Annotated in this window: 12 protein-coding genes and 3 tRNA genes; 9 read left to right on the top strand and 6 right to left on the bottom strand. The window is 55.8% G+C overall.

Translation table 11 applies throughout. The features are described 5' to 3' along the window. Positions 1-11: 11 nt before the first annotated feature. The 4 genes from ptrA (at position 12) to dinQ (ending at position 8,799) form a co-directional block, all read left to right on the top strand. Positions 12-2,903, top strand: coding sequence for a pitrilysin (gene ptrA / locus ACMV5H_RS13170; protein WP_414821953.1), 2,892 nt, complete (start codon positions 12-14; stop codon positions 2,901-2,903). Further along, the gene (recB, locus tag ACMV5H_RS13165; protein ID WP_218518960.1) at positions 2,900-6,448 is read left to right on the top strand and encodes an exodeoxyribonuclease V subunit beta; all 3,549 of its coding nucleotides are present in this window, start codon (positions 2,900-2,902) and stop codon (positions 6,446-6,448) included. The genes ptrA and recB overlap by 4 nt, the downstream gene beginning before the upstream one ends. Continuing rightward, positions 6,445-8,295 carry an exodeoxyribonuclease V subunit alpha gene (gene recD / locus ACMV5H_RS13160; RefSeq protein ID WP_021806125.1) on the top strand — a complete coding sequence of 617 codons (1,851 nt, stop codon included), beginning with the start codon at positions 6,445-6,447 and terminating at the stop codon, positions 8,293-8,295. The genes recB and recD overlap by 4 nt, the downstream gene beginning before the upstream one ends. A gap of 405 nt (positions 8,296-8,700) precedes the next feature. Beyond that, positions 8,701-8,799, top strand: a complete 99-nt coding sequence (gene dinQ, locus ACMV5H_RS13155; protein WP_371822644.1) for a damage-inducible type I toxin DinQ — start codon at positions 8,701-8,703, stop codon at positions 8,797-8,799. 74 nt (positions 8,800-8,873) lie between these two features. Here dinQ and argA read toward each other — a convergent pair whose 3' ends face one another. Beyond that, entirely contained in the window at positions 8,874-10,199 is a 1,326-nt protein-coding gene (gene argA / locus ACMV5H_RS13150; RefSeq protein WP_071682809.1) for an amino-acid N-acetyltransferase, read from the bottom strand. 228 nt (positions 10,200-10,427) lie between these two features. Between argA and amiC the strand changes: the two genes are divergently transcribed. After that, positions 10,428-11,678: an N-acetylmuramoyl-L-alanine amidase AmiC gene (gene amiC / locus ACMV5H_RS13145; protein WP_021179882.1), complete on the top strand. Its 1,251-nt coding sequence runs from the start codon at positions 10,428-10,430 to the stop codon at positions 11,676-11,678. A 105-nt stretch (positions 11,679-11,783) separates the two neighbouring features. On the opposite strand, the gene ACMV5H_RS13140 is transcribed toward amiC, so the two are convergent. The 3 genes from ACMV5H_RS13140 to ACMV5H_RS13130 all read right to left on the bottom strand — a co-directional run bounded on the left by ACMV5H_RS13140 (position 11,784) and on the right by ACMV5H_RS13130 (position 12,142). Beyond that, positions 11,784-11,860 (bottom strand) — tRNA-Met (locus ACMV5H_RS13140). A gap of 63 nt (positions 11,861-11,923) precedes the next feature. After that, positions 11,924-12,000, bottom strand: a tRNA-Met gene (locus ACMV5H_RS13135). Positions 12,001-12,065: 65 nt separating this feature from the next. Continuing rightward, positions 12,066-12,142: transfer RNA gene (locus ACMV5H_RS13130), tRNA-Met, on the bottom strand. A gap of 237 nt (positions 12,143-12,379) precedes the next feature. On the opposite strand from ACMV5H_RS13130, the gene mltA reads away from it, so the two are divergent. Next, positions 12,380-13,525, top strand: coding sequence for a murein transglycosylase A (gene mltA, locus ACMV5H_RS13125; protein ID WP_021179883.1), 1,146 nt, complete (start codon positions 12,380-12,382; stop codon positions 13,523-13,525). Between the two features lie 78 nt (positions 13,526-13,603). Then, complete coding sequence (gene tcdA, locus ACMV5H_RS13120; RefSeq protein WP_021806123.1) at positions 13,604-14,410, top strand: tRNA cyclic N6-threonylcarbamoyladenosine(37) synthase TcdA; 807 nt, start codon at positions 13,604-13,606, stop codon at positions 14,408-14,410. Here the strand turns inward: tcdA and csdE are convergent. Together csdE and csdA are read right to left on the bottom strand one after the other, a co-directional pair. Then, positions 14,401-14,835 carry a cysteine desulfurase sulfur acceptor subunit CsdE gene (gene csdE, locus ACMV5H_RS13115; RefSeq protein WP_024484295.1) on the bottom strand — a complete coding sequence of 145 codons (435 nt, stop codon included), beginning with the start codon at positions 14,833-14,835 and terminating at the stop codon, positions 14,401-14,403. The two genes, tcdA and csdE, sit on opposite strands and share 10 nt — an antisense overlap. 19 nt (positions 14,836-14,854) lie before the next feature. Beyond that, positions 14,855-16,060 carry a cysteine desulfurase CsdA gene (gene csdA, locus ACMV5H_RS13110; RefSeq protein ID WP_115159711.1) on the bottom strand — a complete coding sequence of 402 codons (1,206 nt, stop codon included), beginning with the start codon at positions 16,058-16,060 and terminating at the stop codon, positions 14,855-14,857. A 193-nt stretch (positions 16,061-16,253) separates the two neighbouring features. On the opposite strand from csdA, the gene ACMV5H_RS13105 reads away from it, so the two are divergent. Both ACMV5H_RS13105 and ACMV5H_RS13100 read left to right on the top strand, forming a co-directional pair. After that, positions 16,254-16,478 carry a YgdI/YgdR family lipoprotein gene (locus ACMV5H_RS13105; RefSeq protein ID WP_021806121.1) on the top strand — a complete coding sequence of 75 codons (225 nt, stop codon included), beginning with the start codon at positions 16,254-16,256 and terminating at the stop codon, positions 16,476-16,478. Positions 16,479-16,986: 508 nt separating this feature from the next. Continuing rightward, positions 16,987-17,904: a transcriptional regulator GcvA gene (locus ACMV5H_RS13100; protein WP_115159688.1), complete on the top strand. Its 918-nt coding sequence runs from the start codon at positions 16,987-16,989 to the stop codon at positions 17,902-17,904. Positions 17,905-17,927: the final 23 nt, after the last annotated feature.

Here is a 17,927-nt window from a genome sequence, read left to right as displayed (position 1 = left end):
TTATTTTGGATATGCGCAGACTGTTGACCCGCATTACCGGGTTGATGTTATTGGTTATGTTTTGGGCGCCGTTAAGCTGGGCCGCGCAAGGCTGGCAACCGCTGGCGGAAAAGATCAACAAAAGCGATCACGATCCGCGTGAATACCAGGCTATCAAGCTGGATAACGGCATGACCGTACTGCTGGTGTCCGACGCGTTGGCACCAAAGTCACTGGCTGCTCTGGCGCTGCCGGTAGGCTCGCTGGAAGATCCCAACAGCCAACTTGGCCTGGCTCACTACCTGGAACATATGGTACTGATGGGCTCCAAGCGCTATCCAGAACCCGAGAACCTCTCCGAGTTTTTGAAAAAGCACGGTGGTAGCCACAATGCCAGCACTGCGTCTTACCGCACTGCGTACTATCTGGAAGTGGAAAATGATGCTTTAGAACCCGCTGTCGATCGGATGGCCGATGCCATTGCCGAACCTATTTTGGATCCCGGCAATGCGGACCGCGAACGCAACGCGGTGAATGCCGAGTTAACGATGGCGCGCTCTCGTGACGGTATGCGCATGGCGCAGGTTGGGGCAGAAACCCTCAATCCGGCTCACCCTAGCGCACGTTTTTCTGGCGGCAACCTCGAGACGTTGCAGGACAAGCCAGGCAGCAAGCTGCATGAAGAACTGGTTAGTTTTTATCAGCGTTACTATTCTGCCAACCTGATGAAGGGCGTGCTGTACAGCAACCAATCCTTGCCTGAACTGAGAGCGCTGGCGGTCAAAACCTTCGGCCGCATTCCTAATCACGATGCGAAAGTGCCACCGATCACCGTTCCGGCGGTCACCTCGGAGCAGCAGGGCATCATTATTCATTATGTACCGGCGCAGCCGCGCAAGCAGCTGAAGGTCGAATTCCGTATCGATAACAACAGCGCCGAGTTCCGCAGTAAAACCGATACCTATATCAGCTACCTGATTGGCAACCGCAGCACCAATACGCTTTCTGACTGGCTACAGAAGCAGGGGCTGGCAGATGCCATCAATGCGGGTGCCGACCCGATGATCGATCGCAACGGTGGCGTGTTCTCAATCAGCGTTTCCTTGACCGACAAGGGGCTGGCGGAGCGTGACAAAGTGGTGGCAGCGATCTTTAGCTATCTGAAAATGCTGCGTGGTGAAGGGATCAAGCAAAGTTATTTTGACGAGATCGCCCATGTGCTGAATCTGGATTTCCGCTATCCGTCGATTACCCGCGACATGAATTACATCGAATGGCTGGTGGACACCATGCTGCGCGTGCCGGTAGAGCATACGCTGGATGCGCCGTACCTGGCCGATCGCTACGATCCTGAAGCCATTGCTGAACGCCTGGGGCAAATGACGCCACAAAATGCGCGTATCTGGTTTATCAGCCCGAATGAGCCACACAACAAAACGGCTTACTTTGTCGAGGCACCTTATCAGGTCGAGAAAATCAGCGCGGAACGCTTCGCGAAATGGCAGCAGTTGGGTAAAAATATCGCACTTTCTCTGCCGGGGCTGAACCCTTATATTCCGGATGAGTTTACCCTGAACAAACCCTCACATGAGTTTACCAAACCGGAAATGGTGGTGAACCAGCCAGGGCTGCGGGTGCTGTATATGCCAAGCCGCTATTTTGCCGATGAACCCAAGGCCGATGTGACTGTCGCGTTGCGTAACGCCAAAACCATGGATTCCGCGCGTAATCAGGTGCTGTTCTCGTTGATGGATTATCTGGCGGGGATCTCGCTAGATGAGTTGAGTTATCAGGCTTCTGTGGGTGGGATTAGCTTCTCTACCTCGCCTAATAATGGCCTGATGTTTAGCGCCAATGGCTTTACCCAGCGTCTTCCACAGCTGTTGACCTCGCTGATTGAAGGCTACTCCAGCTTTACCCCAACGCAAGAGCAGTTGGAACAGGCGAAGTCCTGGTATCTGGAACAGTTGGATTCCGCCGAGAAGGGCAAAGCCTTTGAGCTGGCGATCCAGCCGGTACAGATGCTGTCCCGCGTGCCTTACTCCGAGCGTAGCGAACGCCGCGAAGTGCTGAAAACCATTACGTTGCAAGACGTGCTGGCTTACCGTGACAGCCTGATGGCCGGGGCCACGCCGGAGTTACTGGTAGTGGGCAATATGAGCAAGCAACAGGTGGACACGTTGGCTTCTTCACTGAAGCAGAGCCTGGGTTGTACTGGTCTGGAATGGTGGCACGGCGAAAACGTCGTGATTGCCAAAAACCAGTTTGCCAACCTGCAGCGCCCTGGCAGCAGCACCGATTCGGCGCTGGCGGCGGTGTATGTCCCAACGGGGTATGACGAAGTGACCAGCATGGCGTATAGCTCATTGCTGGGGCAGATCATCCAGCCGTGGTTCTACAGCCAATTGCGTACGCAAGAGCAGCTCGGCTATGCGGTGTTCTCCTTTGCGATGCCGGTTGGCCGCCAGTGGTGCATCGGTTTCCTGCTGCAAAGCAACAGTAAGCAGCCAGCCTATCTCTACCAGCGCTATCAAGATTTCTACCCGAAAACGGAAAAGCGCCTGCGTGAGTTGAGTGATGCCGATTTTGCCCAATACAAACAGGCCATGATCAATGAGCTGCAACAGCGTCCACAGACTTTGGGTGAAGAAGCGGGCCGCTTTAGCAGCGATTTCGATCGCGGTAATTTCGCCTTCGATACCCGTGAAAAGCTGATCGCTCAGGTACAGACTCTGACGCCTGCCAAGCTGGCGGATTATTTCCATCAGGCGGTGATTAAGCCACAGGGGCTGGCACTGTTGTCTCAGGTGAGTGGCAGTAGCCAGCAGAAAGCTGATTTTGCGGCGCCGGGTGAGGGTTGGGTGACCTATCCTAACGCCTCGTCCCTGCAAAAAACGCTGCCTCGTAAAGTGGCGACGCCATGACGAAAGGCGTTCCTCAGCGGCTTGATCCACTGACGTTGCCGCTGTTTGGTGAACGGCTGATCGAAGCCTCGGCAGGGACAGGGAAGACCTTCACTATCGGTGCTTTGTATCTGCGCCTGCTGCTTGGCTTAGGCCAGGCAGCAGCGTTTCCACGGCCGCTCACGGTAGAAGAGATCCTGGTAGTTACCTTTACCGAAGCGGCGACGGAGGAACTCCGGGGCCGCATTCGCAGCAATATCCATGCATTACGCATTGCCTGCGTACGCGGGCATAGCTCAGACCCGCTGTTTGCCGCGCTGATGGCGGAGATTGGCGATCTGCCAGAGGCCGCAGCGCAATTGCTGGCTGCCGAGCGCCAGATGGACGAAGCGGCGATCTACACTATCCACGGTTTTTGTCAGCGAATGCTCACTCACAACGCATTCGAGTCGGGCATTCTGTTTGAACAAACGCTGGTGCAGGACGAACTGCCGTTGCGCCGCCAGGCCTGCGCCGATTTTTGGCGGCGTCACTGTTATCCATTGCCACTGGGCGTTGCCCGGGCGGTCAGTCAGGAGTGGAGCGGCCCAGAGGCTTTGTTGAGCGATCTCTCGGGCTATCTGCATGGCGAAGCTCCCACTCTGCGTCAGCCACCGAAAGATGAAGAAACGGTGCTGATGCGCCATGAACAGATAGTTGCGCGGATCGATGCTCTCAAGGCGCAATGGCAGGCGGCGGCCGATCTGGAAGCGCTCATCAGTCAGTCTGGCGTCGACAAACGCAGCTACAGCAGCAAACATTTACCCAACTGGCTGAATAAGGTGGGGGAATGGGCGGGGCAGGAAACCGAAGATTACCAGTTACCCAAAGAGCTGGAGAAGTTCCGCCAATCGGTGCTGCTGGAGAAAACCAAAAAAGGTGAAGCTCCGCGGCATCCGCTGTTTGTGGCGATTGATGAGCTGTTTGCCGAACCCTTGACCCTGCGTGACCTGATCATGGCACGGGCGCTGAGCGAAATACGCCTTTCCATTCAACAGGAAAAACGCCAGCGTGCCGAACTGGGGTTTGACGATCTGCTCAGCAGGCTGGATGCGGCACTGCAAAGCGCAGGTGGTGAACAACTGGCGCTGGCGATCCGTCAGCGTTATCCGGTGGCGATGATCGATGAGTTTCAGGATACCGACCCACAGCAGTACCGGATCTTCCAGAAACTGTATGTTGGCCGGGAAGAGTGTGGCCTGCTGCTGATCGGAGATCCCAAACAAGCGATTTACGCCTTCCGTGGGGCAGACATTTTTACCTATATGAAGGCTCGTTCAGAGGTAAGTGCCCACTATACCTTAGAGACCAACTGGCGCTCATCACCGGCGATGGTTGGCAGCGTTAACCGCCTGTTTGCTCAGGTGGAAAAACCGTTCCTGTTTGGCCAAATCCCGTTTATCGAGGTGGCTGCCGCAGCGAAGAATCAGGAACTGGTCTTCGAGTGGCAGAATAAGCCGCAACCGGCTATGCAATTTTGGCTGCAACCTGGGGATGGGGCCGGAGTAAGTGATTACCAACAATTAATGGCGCGCTTGTGTGCAGCCCAGATCCGCGACTGGCTGAGTGCCGGGCAGGCCGGAGAAGCCTGGCTGGTCAAAGGGGAGCAACGCCGCCACGTTCAGGCTTCGGATATTACCATTCTGGTGCGTAGCCGCGCCGAAGCGGCGTTGGTGCGTGACGCACTCAGCGCGCTGGCCATTCCCTCGGTTTACCTTTCCAACCGTGACAGCGTGTTTGATACGCCGGAAGCCAAAGATTTACTGTGGCTGCTACAGGCGGTACTGGCTCCCGAACAGGAGCGAACCTTGCGTTGCGCTTTGGCCACCGGCCTATTGGGGTTGGATGCCTTGACGCTGGATGGACTAAACCATAACGAGTCCGCTTGGGATGATTTGGTCAACGAGTTTGATGAATATCGTAGCCACTGGTTACGTCGTGGCGTATTACCAATGCTGCGTGAGGTGATGGCCAAGCGGCATCTGGCAGAAAACCTGCTGGCCAGCCCTGGGGGGGAGCGCCGTTTGACCGATGTCATGCACCTGGGGGAGCTGTTGCAGGAAGCCACGGCGCAACTGGACGGTGAACACGCGCTGGTGCGCTGGTTGGCGCAGCAGATCGCTCAGCCGAATCGCCAGTCGGACAATCAGCAACTGCGGCTGGAAAGCGACCGTCATCTGGTGCAGGTGATCACCATCCACAAGTCGAAAGGGTTGGAGTTCGATCTGGTATGGCTGCCTTTTGTGGGGAATTTCCGCCAGCAGCAACAGGTGCTGTACCACGATCGCCAGACCTTTAAAGCCCTGCTGGATCTGAATGCCAACGAAGAAAGCGTGGCCTGGGCGGAAGAGGAACGGTTGGCAGAGGATTTGCGCCTGCTATACGTGGCGCTGACCCGTTCGGTGTATCACTGCAGCATCGGTATTGCGCCGTTGTTCCTCGGTACGCGCAAGAAGCAGGGCGATACGGATTTGCACCGCAGCGCGCTGGGATATCTGGTGCAGGCCGGGCAGGCGGGCGATGCGGCCTATCTGCAAAACTGCCTGCAACAGCTGGCAACTCAGGGCATCGCGCTGTCGCTGGTGGATGCACCGGGTGAACAAAGCTGGCAGCCACAAATGGCCGCCGCCGCAGAACTGACGGCCAGGCAGTTTCCACGCAGGATGCAGGATTTCTGGCGGGTTACCAGCTATACCGGCTTGCAACAGCATGGCTCAAGCCGGATGCAGGAGCTGTTGCCGCGCCTGGACGTTGATGCCGTTGGTGAGGGCGATACGGCTACACCACCCGCATTGACTCCCCATACTTTCCCGCGCGGCGCGGCACCTGGAACCTTCCTGCACAGCCTGTTTGAGGAGTTGGACTTTACCCAACCGCTAGATGAACAGTGGCTGTTGGCGCAGTTACAACAGCAAGGGCTGGAGGAGCATTGGTTGCCAGTATTATCCGGCTGGATGCAGGTGTTGCTGAATGCGCCACTTAATAGCAGCGGCGTCGCGCTATCCGCCTTACCGGCGGGAGCCAGGCAGGCAGAATTACAGTTCTATCTGCCGATCGGTGGCTTGCTGCAAGCGCAGCAGTTGGATGAACTGGTAAAACGCTACGATCCCCTTTCTGCTGGCTGCCCGGCGCTGGATTTCCAACAGGTTCAGGGCATGCTGAAAGGCTTTATTGATCTGGTGTTCTGCTGGCAGGGCAAATATTACCTGCTGGATTACAAATCCAACTGGCTTGGCGAAGACAGCAGCGCCTATACCCAAGAGGCGATGGCGCGGGCGATGGCGGAACACCGCTACGATCTGCAATACCAACTCTATACCTTGGCGCTGCACCGCTATCTGGGGCATCGTCTGGCGGATTACGATTACCAGCGCCATTTTGGCGGGGTAATTTATCTGTTTTTACGCGGGGTAGATGCCGAGCATGAGGGCAACGGTATTTTTGCCTGTCGTCCGGAGTTCGCTCTGGTTGAAGGAATGGATCGCCTGTTTAGCGGTGAAACGGTCGACGTTGAGGATGGGCAATGATTGAGATTTTGCATCAGGCGTTGGCTCTGGGCGCCTTGCGACCACTGGACGTGCAATTTGCCCAGGTGGTCGCCAACGATGATGAGCCGGATATTCTGCTGGCCGCCGCCTGCCTGAGCTCGGAGGCCGGTGCGGGCCACGTTTGTCTGTTGCTCGAACAATTATTGCCGGAAAATCTGTTTGGTGGCCGCCAGCCAGAGTTGGCCTTGGCTGCCTGGCAGGCCTGCGGGCAACCGGACGTGGCGAGTTGGCAACAGCGTCTGGCGGTCTCGCCAGCGATTAGCGATGGCAGTACGGCAACGCCGATGGTACTGCAACAGCAGCGGCTGTATCTGCAACGCATGTGGCAGAGCGAAGGTGACGTCGCCACTTTTATCAGCAGCGACAGCGTGCCACAGGAACTTGAAGAAGCGCAGCTGCGCACCATCCTCGATCGGTTATTTGGCGCAGCCACGGACGAACCTGATTGGCAAAAAATTGCCGCAGCGGTAGCGGCCACGCGCCGCATCGCGATTATTTCCGGCGGCCCCGGTACTGGTAAAACCACAACCGTCGCTAAGCTGTTGGCGGCGCTGGTGCAGTTGGCGGCCGGGGAGCGTTTGCGTATCCAGCTTGCTGCGCCTACCGGTAAAGCAGCGGCTCGACTAACCGAATCCTTGGGAAGCGCTAGCCGTCAGTTGGACTTAACCCCGGAGCAACGTGCCTTGTTTCCTACGGAAGCGGCGACGTTACACCGCTTGCTGGGGGCCCAGCCAAACAGCCAACGCATGCGCTATCACCGGGGGAACCCGCTGCATCTTGATGTGCTGATAGTGGACGAGGCTTCGATGGTGGACTTGCCCATGATGGCAAGGTTGATTGCCGCCTTACCCCCCAAGGCGCGAGTCATCTTCCTTGGCGATCGCGATCAACTGGCCTCGGTGGAGGCTGGAGCCGTGCTGGGGGATATCTGCCGGTTTGCCGAGCAGGGATATAGCGAAACCCGTGCGGCACAGTTGTCGCGCCTGACCGGTTGCCCCTTGCAAGGGCAGCCAGCGCAGGCCGAGGCAGCGGTGCGCGATAGCCTGTGCCTGCTGCGCAAGAGTTACCGGTTTGATGCCAAATCCGGCATTGGCCAGTTGGCTTTGGCGGTGAATGCTGGCGATAGCAAGCGCGCCCTGGCGGCGTTGAATGGCAGCTATGCCGACGTGGCGGGTTATCCGCTGGCAGAAACCGAAGATTATCAACGGCTGTTGGATAACTGCGTTGCTGGTTATCGCGACTATCTGCGGCTGGTAGCAGAAGGGGCGGGGGCCGTAACGATCCTGGATGCCTTTGGCCGTTTCCAGTTGCTCTGCGCACTGCGCGAAGGGCCATTTGGCGTTGCCGGGTTGAATGAGCGTATCGAAAGTGGGTTGCAGCGTGCCGGTTTGATTCGGCGTAATCCTGGCCCCGCCGGTCGCTGGTATTTAGGGCGGCCGGTGATGATTGGCCGTAATGATAGCGCGCTGGGGCTGTTTAACGGCGATATAGGCATTGCCTTGCCCGGTGAGGGCGGCGATCTGCGCGTGCATTTCCAATTACCGGACGGCAGCATCAAATCGGTACAGCCTAGCCGCTTACCGGCGCATGAAACCGCCTATGCGATGACGGTGCATAAATCACAGGGTTCGGAGTTCGACCACACGGCGCTGGTGCTGCCGAATCATTTTCTGCCGGTACTGACCCGCGAATTGGTTTATACCGCCATTACCCGCGCGCGCCAGCGGCTTTCGCTGTATGCGGTAGACAAGGTGTTGGTGAGCGCTATCCGCACCCCCACCCAACGCCGCAGCGGCTTGGCAGACCGTTTGCAGATTGGGAAATAATAACGGTGGGCGTTTGCCATACAGACGTAAAAAAACCTGACTGGTGAGGTCAGGTTTTTTTAGTGTTCCAGCACGGAGCGGTAACTCTGGCCAGAGCGAGGTGCTCCCTTACTAACGTGCTCAGTATATAAACAGCGGCGGATAAAGGCAAATCATAGAGAAGCATTTTTGGACAAGTTCCAAGCCTCGCCCGAGAAAATTTAATGTTGTATAGTCATTGAGTTAGTTATGGAGATGCATCGTTTCAGCCTTCTGTATGGCGGTATAACGTCTTGAAGTCCTGGCTGAATTGCGGGTGGTGCCGGGTTCAGTGCTCTGGCCGGAGCGAGGTGCTTCCTTACTAACAATGGAAGGAGCCGTTGTGACAGGCAAATGGAAGGGTAAACAGCGGCGATCTCGCTCCATATGATGGAGAGACGGATGAAAACTTTGATCGATAAAGTTCTCATCGTTCTGAAAGCGCTCGTCGCGCTGCTAGAACTGATCCGCCTGTTGATCGACTGATAGCGGAAACGTAGCTAAGGCCAGGGTTAACCACACCCTGGCCTTTAACATTTACTCAGCTTGTCCCACTACGTTCAAAGATCGGCCAACAGGATCTTCGAGCGGCGCTGGTAGTTATATAAAGCCTGCTTCTGCATCGGCAACACGTCGACTTCCGCCGGAGTGAAGCCGCGCTCCTGGAACCAGTGGATGCTGCGTGTGGTCAGCACAAACAGCTTCTGTAGCCCCATCTGGCGCGCCTGGCTTTCTACCCGCTGCAGCAGCATCTCGCCCCGCGACGAGCTGCGGTAATCCGGATGCACCGCCACGCAGGCCATCTCACCAATCTTTTCTTCCGGGAACGGATAGAGCGCCGCGCAGGCGATGGTCAGGTTATCGCGTTCGATAATCGTGAACTTGTCGATCTCCATCTCCAACTGTTCGCGCGAACGGCGGACTAAAATCCCCTGTTGCTCCAATGGGCGGATCAGCTCAAGTATCCCACCGATATCATTGATGGTCGCCCGGCGTACCTGCTCGGCGCTCTCCATAACGATTTGGGTACCGATACCGTCGCGTGAAAACAGCTCCTGTACCAGTGCACCATCCTCCTGATAGCTGATCAGGTGGCTGCGGCGTACCCCGCTGCGGCAGGCCTTTACCGCGCCGCGCAGGAAGCGTACGGTGCCGGAATGGTAGTCACCAGCCTCTTCCAACTGCTCGATACGTTTTTGTGCATCGTTGGGGAACAGTTCGGAAAGAATATTGCCTTCTGCATCTGTCACCCCTTGTGATGAACAGAAGCCGATCATTTTCTCGGCCTTCAGCTTGATTGCCAACTGGGTGGCGACTTCTTCCGAGGTCAGGTTAAAGCTTTCGCCAGTCACCGATACCGCCACCGGGCCAATCAGCACGATGGCCTTACTATCGAGTTGGCGATGAATGGCTTCTTCATCAATACGGCGGATACGGCCGCTGTGGCAATAATCGACGCCGTCATCCACGCCCAGCGGTTGGGCGATAATAAAGTTGCCGCTCACTACGTTGATGTGCGCCCCTTGCAATGGGGTGTTATTCAGGCTCATGGAAAGCCGTGCGGTAATATCCAGCTGTAACAAGCCGGCGGCCTGCTTGACCAGCTCTAGGGTATGGGCGTCTGTTACCCGGGTATGCTTATGGTAAATCGGCTCGTAGTTATGCTGCGCCAGATTGGCGTCAATCTGCGGCCGCGCACCGTAGACCACCACCAGACGAATGCCCAGGCTATGTAACAGCCCGATATCATTGACGATACTGGAAAAGTTTTCATGTTCAATAGCTTCGCCACCCAGCATGACGACAAAGGTCTTGCCACGGTGAGTATTGATATAGGGAACTGAGTGACGGAATCCTTGCACCAGCTCTGTACTACGTTCCTTCACGGCAAGACCTCATTTGCATATTTATACGGTATTTTTGTATTTTTATTCTTTTATTGCGCCAAAGGCAAGCAGGAAATGACAGTGATTTTTCTGACAAATGCGCTAACTGATTAATAAATTGAAAGATCATAAAAAGATTTTCTGATGACAGCGGTGAATGGATTGGGTAAAGTTTTTGCCATTGTTTTTTTTTGCTGTTTTTTTAATCGTTATTTTTACCGGAGCCGCATGCCTAACTCTAATCACAATCCGGGTCGCCGTCGTTTGTTGCAGGGGGTTGCTGCAACCTGGTTGCTGAGTGTGAGTCGCGTTGGTTTCGCCGCTGCTTCTCATGTGATTGCCGTTCGTGTCTGGCCTTCCTCGACCTATACCCGAGTCACGCTGGAATCCAATGTCCCGCTAAAATACAAACAGTTTGCCCTGACCAATCCAGAACGCATCGTGGTGGATGTGGAAGGGGTACAGCTGAATAGCGTGCTTAAAGGCATCGCCGGACAGGTGCGCAAAGAAGATCCCTATCTGAAACAGGCGCGGGTCGGCCAGTTTGACAAGAATACCGTCAGGCTGGTGCTGGAACTCAAGCAAAGCGTCAGCCCAAATATGTTTACCCTGACTCCCGTCTCGGAATATCGTAACCGCCTGGTAATGGATCTTTATCCTACCAAGGGGGGCAGCGGTGAAGAGTATGATCCGCTGTTGGCGTTACTGGAAGATTACAACAAGGGCGATCTGGAGCGGACGTTACCGGCAGAAGCACCACAGGCCGGTAAGGCAGGGCGCGATCGGCCGATTGTGATCATGCTCGATCCTGGGCACGGCGGGGAAGATCCGGGAGCCATTGGCAAAAATAAAACCCGTGAAAAAGATATCGTGCTGCAGATTGCCCGTCGTCTCAGTGCGCTGATCAAACGCGAACCCAACATGAAAGTGTTTATGACGCGTAATGAAGACGTGTTTATCCCATTAAAGGTACGTGTAGCCAAAGCGCGTAAGCAGCGGGCCGATCTGTTTGTCTCGATCCACGCCGATGCCTTCAGCAACCGTGCGGCACGCGGTTCCTCGGTGTTTGCGCTTTCTACCAAAGGGGCAACCAGTAACGCCGCCAAGTTTCTGGCGCAAACCCAGAACGCCGCCGACGATATCGGCGGAGTCAGCAAGAGTGGCGATCGCTACCTGGATCATACCATGTTCGATCTCTTGCAGACCGCCACCGTCAATGACAGCCTGAAATTCGGTAAGGAAGTGCTGAATCGGATGGGTAAAATTAACCGTCTGCATAAGAATCGTGTCGATCAGGCTGGCTTTGCCGTATTGAAGGCCCCGGATATTCCGTCGATCCTGGTGGAAACGGCGTTTATCAGCAATCTGGAAGAAGAGCGCAAGCTGCGCACCAGCCATTTTCAGCAGCAGGTGGCGCAATCTATTCTGGCCGGGATCAAAGCCTATTTCGCCAACGGTGGCGCATTGGCACGGCGTTAAACCAGGCGTAGCCCAAGGAGGGGCGGCGTAGTTAATTGGGAAGGTAGGGGGAAATTCAGATACAAAAAAACACCCGTTAAGGTGCTTGTCTGATGTTATCAAGATTGGTTGCGGGGGCCAGATTTGAACTGACGACCTTCGGGTTATGAGCCCGACGAGCTACCGGGCTGCTCCACCCCGCGTCCGTCTTGATACTGATATTATCGAACCAACCCTTCATGTGATACCGCTATTGCCGTATCGGTTGGTTGCGGGGGCCGGATTTGAACCGACGACCTTCGGGTTATGAGCCCGACGAGCTACCAGGCTGCTCCACCCCGCGTCCGTATAATACCTTTTCTTTCATCGAATCCAACACATTTTTGATACCGTTATCACAGTATCGGTTGGTTGCGGGGGCCGGATTTGAACCGACGACCTTCGGGTTATGAGCCCGACGAGCTACCAGGCTGCTCCACCCCGCGTCCGATGGAAGCGCACTATACTCTCCAGGCATTTTGTTGCAAACCCTTTTTGCATATAATTCACCGAAAGCCATTTTTATGCTGCATTAGTCCCCAATTTGCGTTTTTTTTCATCATAATCATCTGGCTGGGAATTTTTAGCGGTAGCGATTCCTTTATCTATGGCCGTTTGTTATCGTTCAGCCAGTTTACCCGTATCCATTGGGTATGGAACATATCAGTCTGAGAGAGTGTGCAATGAAAGGACGTTGGGGCAAATACCTGCTCGGTGGGTTAGTGATTGCGGTACTGGCCGGTTGTTCGTCAAAACCGACCGACCGGGGGCAGCAGTATAAAGATGGTCATCTGGATCAGTCGCTGGAGTTGGTGAATCGCCCCAATGCCAGAGGCGCCCCGATCAACGGCCAGGATTACGCCAACCAGCTGATGGAGATTAAATACGCTTCGCCGTCGCTGTTTAACCGCAATAACGCCACCTATCAGGCGGTGCAAAACTGGATGGCGGCGGGGGCGGATACGCGCCAACTGAACCAGTTCGGCCTCAGCGCCTATCAGATGGAAGGCGTAGATAGCTATGGCAACGTCCAGTTCACCGGCTATTACACCCCGGTGCTGCAGGCGCGTTATACCCAACAGGGCGAATTCCGCTACCCGCTGTACAGCATGCCAGCCAAAGGCAAGCGCCGCCTGCCGGATCGTGCCGGTATCTACTCAGGGGCGCTGGACAGCCGTTACATCATCGCTTACACCAACTCCCTGATGGATAACTTCATGATGGAAGTGCAGGGCAGCGGCTATGTCGATTTCGGCAATGGCCAGCCACTGGTGTTCTTTGGTTATAGCGGCAAGAACGGCCATGCTTACCGCAGTATCGGCAAGGTGCTGATCGATCGCGGCGAAGTGGCCAAGGCCGACATGTCCATGCAAGCCATTCGCCAGTGGGCGGATACCCACAGCGAAGCCGAGGTGCGCGAACTGCTGGAGCAAAACCCGTCGTTCGTGTTCTTCCACCCGGTGCCTTTTGCTCCGGTGAAAGGGGCCAGCGCGGTGCCGCTGATTGCCAAAGCCTCCGTGGCCTCCGATCGCTCCCTGATCCCGGCCGGTACCACGTTGCTGGCAGAAGTCCCGCTACTGGACAACAAGGGCAAGTTCACGGGAAAATATGAAATGCGCCTGATGGTCGCTCTCGACGTGGGTGGCGCCATCAAGGGCCAGCACTTTGACATGTACCAGGGGATTGGCCCAGAAGCCGGTCACTCGGCAGGGTTCTATAATCACTATGGCCGGGTCTGGGTATTGAAAGGCGGTAATCCTGGGGCACAGCTGTTTAGCGCCAATCAACCGTTGACCGCCTCGAGTGGTTCCCAGTTGGTTACCCGCTAAGAACGATGGCATATAGCTTGACCCGCAGGGCCGGATCTTCCGGCCCTGCCTATTTGCAACCAAGGTAAGTAAAGCAAAATGAGTACAGCCTATTCAGAGGCCTATCTACAGCGTTTTGGCGGCACGGCACGCCTGTACGGCCAGCCGGCATTGGCCCTGTTTGCCCAGGCGCACGTTTGTGTGATCGGCATTGGCGGGGTCGGTTCATGGGCGGCTGAAGCGCTGGCACGCACCGGCATTGGTGCGATCACCCTGATCGACATGGATGACGTCTGCGTCACCAACACCAATCGGCAGATCCATGCTTTGCGCCAGCATGTTGGCCAATCGAAAACCGAAGTGATGGCGGAACGGATCCTGGCGATCAACCCGGAATGCCGGGTGACCTGCGTAGATGATTTTATTACCCCGGACAACGTCGCCGAGCTGTTGAACCATAATTTCAGCTATGTGATTGATGCGATCGACAGCGTGCGGCCCAAAGCGGCGTTGTTGGCCTATTGCCGACGCTACAAGATCCCGGTGGTGACTACCGGCGGTGCCGGTGGGCAGATCGATCCTACGCAGATCGCCGTGGCCGATCTGGCCAAAACCATCCAGGATCCGCTGGCCGCCAAGCTGCGTGAAAGGTTGAAGAACGACTTTAACGTGGTGAAAAACAGCAAAGGCAAGCTGGGGATCGACTGCGTCTTCTCCACCGAGCCGCTGGTATATCCGCAGCCGGATGGTTCAGTATGCGCCTCACGCAGTACTGCAGAAGGGCCGAAAAGAATGGATTGCAGCGCGGGTTTTGGCGCGGCGACCATGGTCACCGCGACCTTTGGCTTTATTGCCGTCTCCCACGCGTTGAAGAAGATGGTGGCAAAGGCGGCACGTCAGGCATAGCTGGCAGCGATGGCGTGTACCCTGGCCGCCAAGGCTGCCAGGCCGCTGGCTCGGGTGGCGCTGAGCTGGGCACGCAGCGCCAAGCTATCAAACAGGGCCAAAGGATCGATAGCTAAGACCTGCTGAGGCGTTTTGCCTTCGACTGCGGTCAGCAGGATCGCCAGCAGGCCGCGCACAATGCGTCCTTCGCTGTCGCCATAAAAATGCAGTGTTCCATCTGCCAACCGCTGGTGCCCCAACCAGACCCGGTTTTCGCAACCGCTCAGTTCCATCTCCGTTTGCCGTAGATCGGCCGCCAGCGATGGCAAGCGTTTCGCCAGCATGATCAGTTGGCGGTAACGGTCTTCCCACTGTTTTAGCGCGCTGAAGGTTGTTATCAGCGTCTCGGCGGTGATTTCACGGCCAAAAGGGTGAGGGGCAAGCATCGGTTCTCCGTTGTGCATCTTATTCCGCCAGTAGTTCGATGGCGTTAGTTAATGCCAGCACCAGAGCATCGACGTCTTGCGGCGTATTATAAGGCGCAAATGACGCACGTAACGTTCCGCTGACCCCTAATGCGGCGATCAAAGGTTGGGCGCAGTGTTGGCCCGCGCGTACCGCGATGTTCTGTTCGGCTAACAGGGTGACGATATCGCTGTGGTGGATCCCGGCGATATCAAAGGCCAGCAGGCTGGAGCCGGAACTGCGGAAGCTGCGAAATCCGGGTAACTGCTGCAAACGCTGTTCGGCATTTTGCGCCAGGGCGCGGCTGTATTGCTCGGCGGCGGCCATATCCTGCGTTTCCAGCCAGCTCAACGCGGCACCCAACCCCAGCACTCCGGCAATATTTGGCGTACCGGCTTCAAAACAGTGCGGTGGTTTTTGTGGCGTAAAGCCGCTGAAAGAAGCCTGCGTCAGCATTTTCCCCCCGCCTTGCCATGGCCCCATTTGAGCCAGCAGCGCGGTTTTGCCATACAACGCACCAATGCCCGTTGGGCCATAGAGTTTATGCGCTGAGAAGGCGTAGAAATCGATATCGAGCCGCTGAATATCGGCAGGGCAATGCACAATGCCCTGTGCGCCGTCGATCATCACTACCGCGTTCACCGCATGGGCCAGCTCAATAGCCAGCGCGATATCCGGGCAGCCTCCCGTGACGTTGGACATTTGCCCCAAGGCCAGAATGCGGGTTTTCTCGCACAACAGCGTAGGGAGCAGCGTCAAATCTGGCAGGCGATCGGGGCCAAGCGGCAGCTTCACCACTTCGGCACCGGTCTGTTCTGCCACCATCAACCACGGGATCAGGTTGGCATGATGCTCCGCCTCGCTAACCAGGATCTGATCTCCCGGCTGCAGGCGTGGGCGAGCATAGCTCTGCGCGACTAAATTGATGGCTTCCGTGGTGCCGCGGGTCCAAACGATGTCGTCCGCACAAGGGGCATTAATCAAGGTGGCAACCTGCTGGCGTGCCTGCTCAAAGCGCTGGGTCAAATCCTGTGCCGCACGATGTTGGCTGCGGTGTACGGTGGCGGCATCTGCGCTGTAAAACTGCTGCGTGGCGTCGATCACCGCCTGCGGTTTTAGCGCGGTAGCGGCACTGTCCAGATAAATTCCTGCCTGTTGAAGGGCCGGGAACTGGCTGCGGAACAAGGTAGGCTCAAAAGGCTTCATCGGCTGATTATCAGTGGCTTTGTCAGCCATTGATCCTGTCCTATTTTGCCGTCAGAGACAAGTTATCCCGAACAATTGTCGCCGTTTCCTGGAAATCTGACGAAAGTTTGTTATGCTGAATATTGGCGTTCGAATGAGTCCCTTAAATAACAGAAATGATTTTTACAGCATTTTTATCTACAAGGAGTCACAAATGAACAAGACAGCCGCAGTTATCTCTGCCCTGATGCTCACGTTTACCCTGGCAGCCTGCTCAAGTAACTACGTCATGCATACCAGCGATGGACGCACCATTGTCGCCGATGGAAAACCCAAGGTGGATGACGATACCGGGATGATCAGCTACAAAGATGCCAACGGCGTTGAGCAGCAGATTAACCGCGCCGACGTGAAGGAAATGGTTGAAGGTAATCAGTAACTTCCAGGCAAAAAAAAGCACCGCGAAGTTGGCGGTGCTGCATAAAATCACTATGGACAGACAGGGTAAATGTACAGGAAGTGAAAAACAGTAGCCTAGCTACCATGTCCGAATTGGCGGACAAATTGCAAACACAACATCACAACCACAAGCCAAAAGTTCATCGGCGTCTTCGACACCCAATCCCTTTTCGTTCCGGCCCAGGAAGTGTCGCCACTATAGGTATTTACTGGCGCATGCTCAACGGACAATTTATAATGGCTCGGATTAAAAAAACTAATGGCAATAGTCCACGCGGATGGGCTAGTGGCGTTATGTATCATGCAGCCTGATCTCGTTTGCGAAACCCGGCGGTCATTTGTTACATAAATGTAACTAAAGCCGATGAATTGCAAATTGGCCGCTCTGGCGTGTCCCTGCGCTCGCGGCATTTTTCGGCACAGCTAGGTAGCGGTAAGGACGCGTTCAGCCGACAACGCCGCAGTTTGCCATACAAAAGGGTCAATGAATGTCTAAACGTCTCCCTCCTCTTAATGCTCTGCGGGTTTTTGACGCGGCAGCCCGCCATTTGAGCTTTACCAAGGCGGCAGAGGAGCTGTTTGTTACCCAGGCCGCAGTCAGCCATCAGATCAAGTCTCTGGAGGATTTCCTGGGGCTGAAACTGTTTCGACGACGCAACCGTTCTCTGTTGCTGACGGAAGAGGGGCAGAGTTATTACCTGGATATCAAAGAGATTTTCTCTTCGATCAATGAGGCAACACGCAAGCTTCAGGCACGCAGTGCCAAGGGGGCTCTGACCGTCAGCCTGCCACCCAGTTTTGCCATTCAGTGGCTGGTGCCACGTCTTTCCAGCTTTAACTCAGCTTATCCGGGGATCGATGTGCGCATCCAGGCCATTGACCGCGAAGAAGAAAAGCTGGCGGATGACGTTGACGTGGCGATCTTTTATGGCCGTGGCAACTGGCCGGGAGTGCGCGCCGAGCGTCTGTACGCGGAGTATCTGCTGCCGGTTTGTTCTCCCAGCCTGTTAATGGGCGATCATGCACTGAAAGTGCCGGGCGATCTGGCTTATCATACGCTTCTGCATGATACTTCACGCCGCGACTGGCTGGCATACACCCGCCAACTGGGGTTACAGCATATCAACGTGCAGCAAGGGCCAATCTTTAGCCATAGCGCCATGGTGGTCCAGGCGGCCGTTCATGGCCAGGGGGTTGCGCTGGTGAATAACGTGATGGCGCAAACCGAGATCGAAGCCGGTCGGCTGGTCTGCCCGTTTAACGATGTGTTGGTAAGTAAAAACGCTTTTTATCTGGTATGTCATGACAGCCAGGCAGAACTGGGTAAAATAGCCGCCTTTCGCCAATGGATCTTGGCGCGTGCGGCCAGCGAACAGGAGAAGTTCCGCTTTCGCTATGAACAATAAAGCCGGCTGCGGTGACGTTGTGG

It is taken from the genome of Serratia sp. N21D137, from assembly GCF_047530005.1.
Classification (GTDB): Bacteria; Pseudomonadota; Gammaproteobacteria; order Enterobacterales; family Enterobacteriaceae; genus Chania; species Chania fonticola_B.
The sequence above is the reverse complement of the archived record's forward strand: the minus strand, read 5'-3'. Positions and strand labels throughout refer to the sequence as shown.

Coding starts and splice junctions, on each gene's coding strand:
- ptrA (WP_414821953.1), top strand. CDS start 12: ATGCGCAGACTGTTGACCCGCATTACCGGGTTGATGTTATTGGTTATG.
- recB (WP_218518960.1), top strand. CDS start 2,900: ATGACGAAAGGCGTTCCTCAGCGGCTTGATCCACTGACGTTGCCGCTG.
- recD (WP_021806125.1), top strand. CDS start 6,445: ATGATTGAGATTTTGCATCAGGCGTTGGCTCTGGGCGCCTTGCGACCA.
- dinQ (WP_371822644.1), top strand. CDS start 8,701: ATGATGGAGAGACGGATGAAAACTTTGATCGATAAAGTTCTCATCGTT.
- amiC (WP_021179882.1), top strand. CDS start 10,428: ATGCCTAACTCTAATCACAATCCGGGTCGCCGTCGTTTGTTGCAGGGG.
- mltA (WP_021179883.1), top strand. CDS start 12,380: ATGAAAGGACGTTGGGGCAAATACCTGCTCGGTGGGTTAGTGATTGCG.
- tcdA (WP_021806123.1), top strand. CDS start 13,604: ATGAGTACAGCCTATTCAGAGGCCTATCTACAGCGTTTTGGCGGCACG.
- csdE (WP_024484295.1), bottom strand. CDS start 14,835: ATGCTTGCCCCTCACCCTTTTGGCCGTGAAATCACCGCCGAGACGCTG.
- csdA (WP_115159711.1), bottom strand. CDS start 16,060: ATGAAGCCTTTTGAGCCTACCTTGTTCCGCAGCCAGTTCCCGGCCCTT.
- ACMV5H_RS13105 (WP_021806121.1), top strand. CDS start 16,254: ATGAACAAGACAGCCGCAGTTATCTCTGCCCTGATGCTCACGTTTACC.
- ACMV5H_RS13100 (WP_115159688.1), top strand. CDS start 16,987: ATGTCTAAACGTCTCCCTCCTCTTAATGCTCTGCGGGTTTTTGACGCG.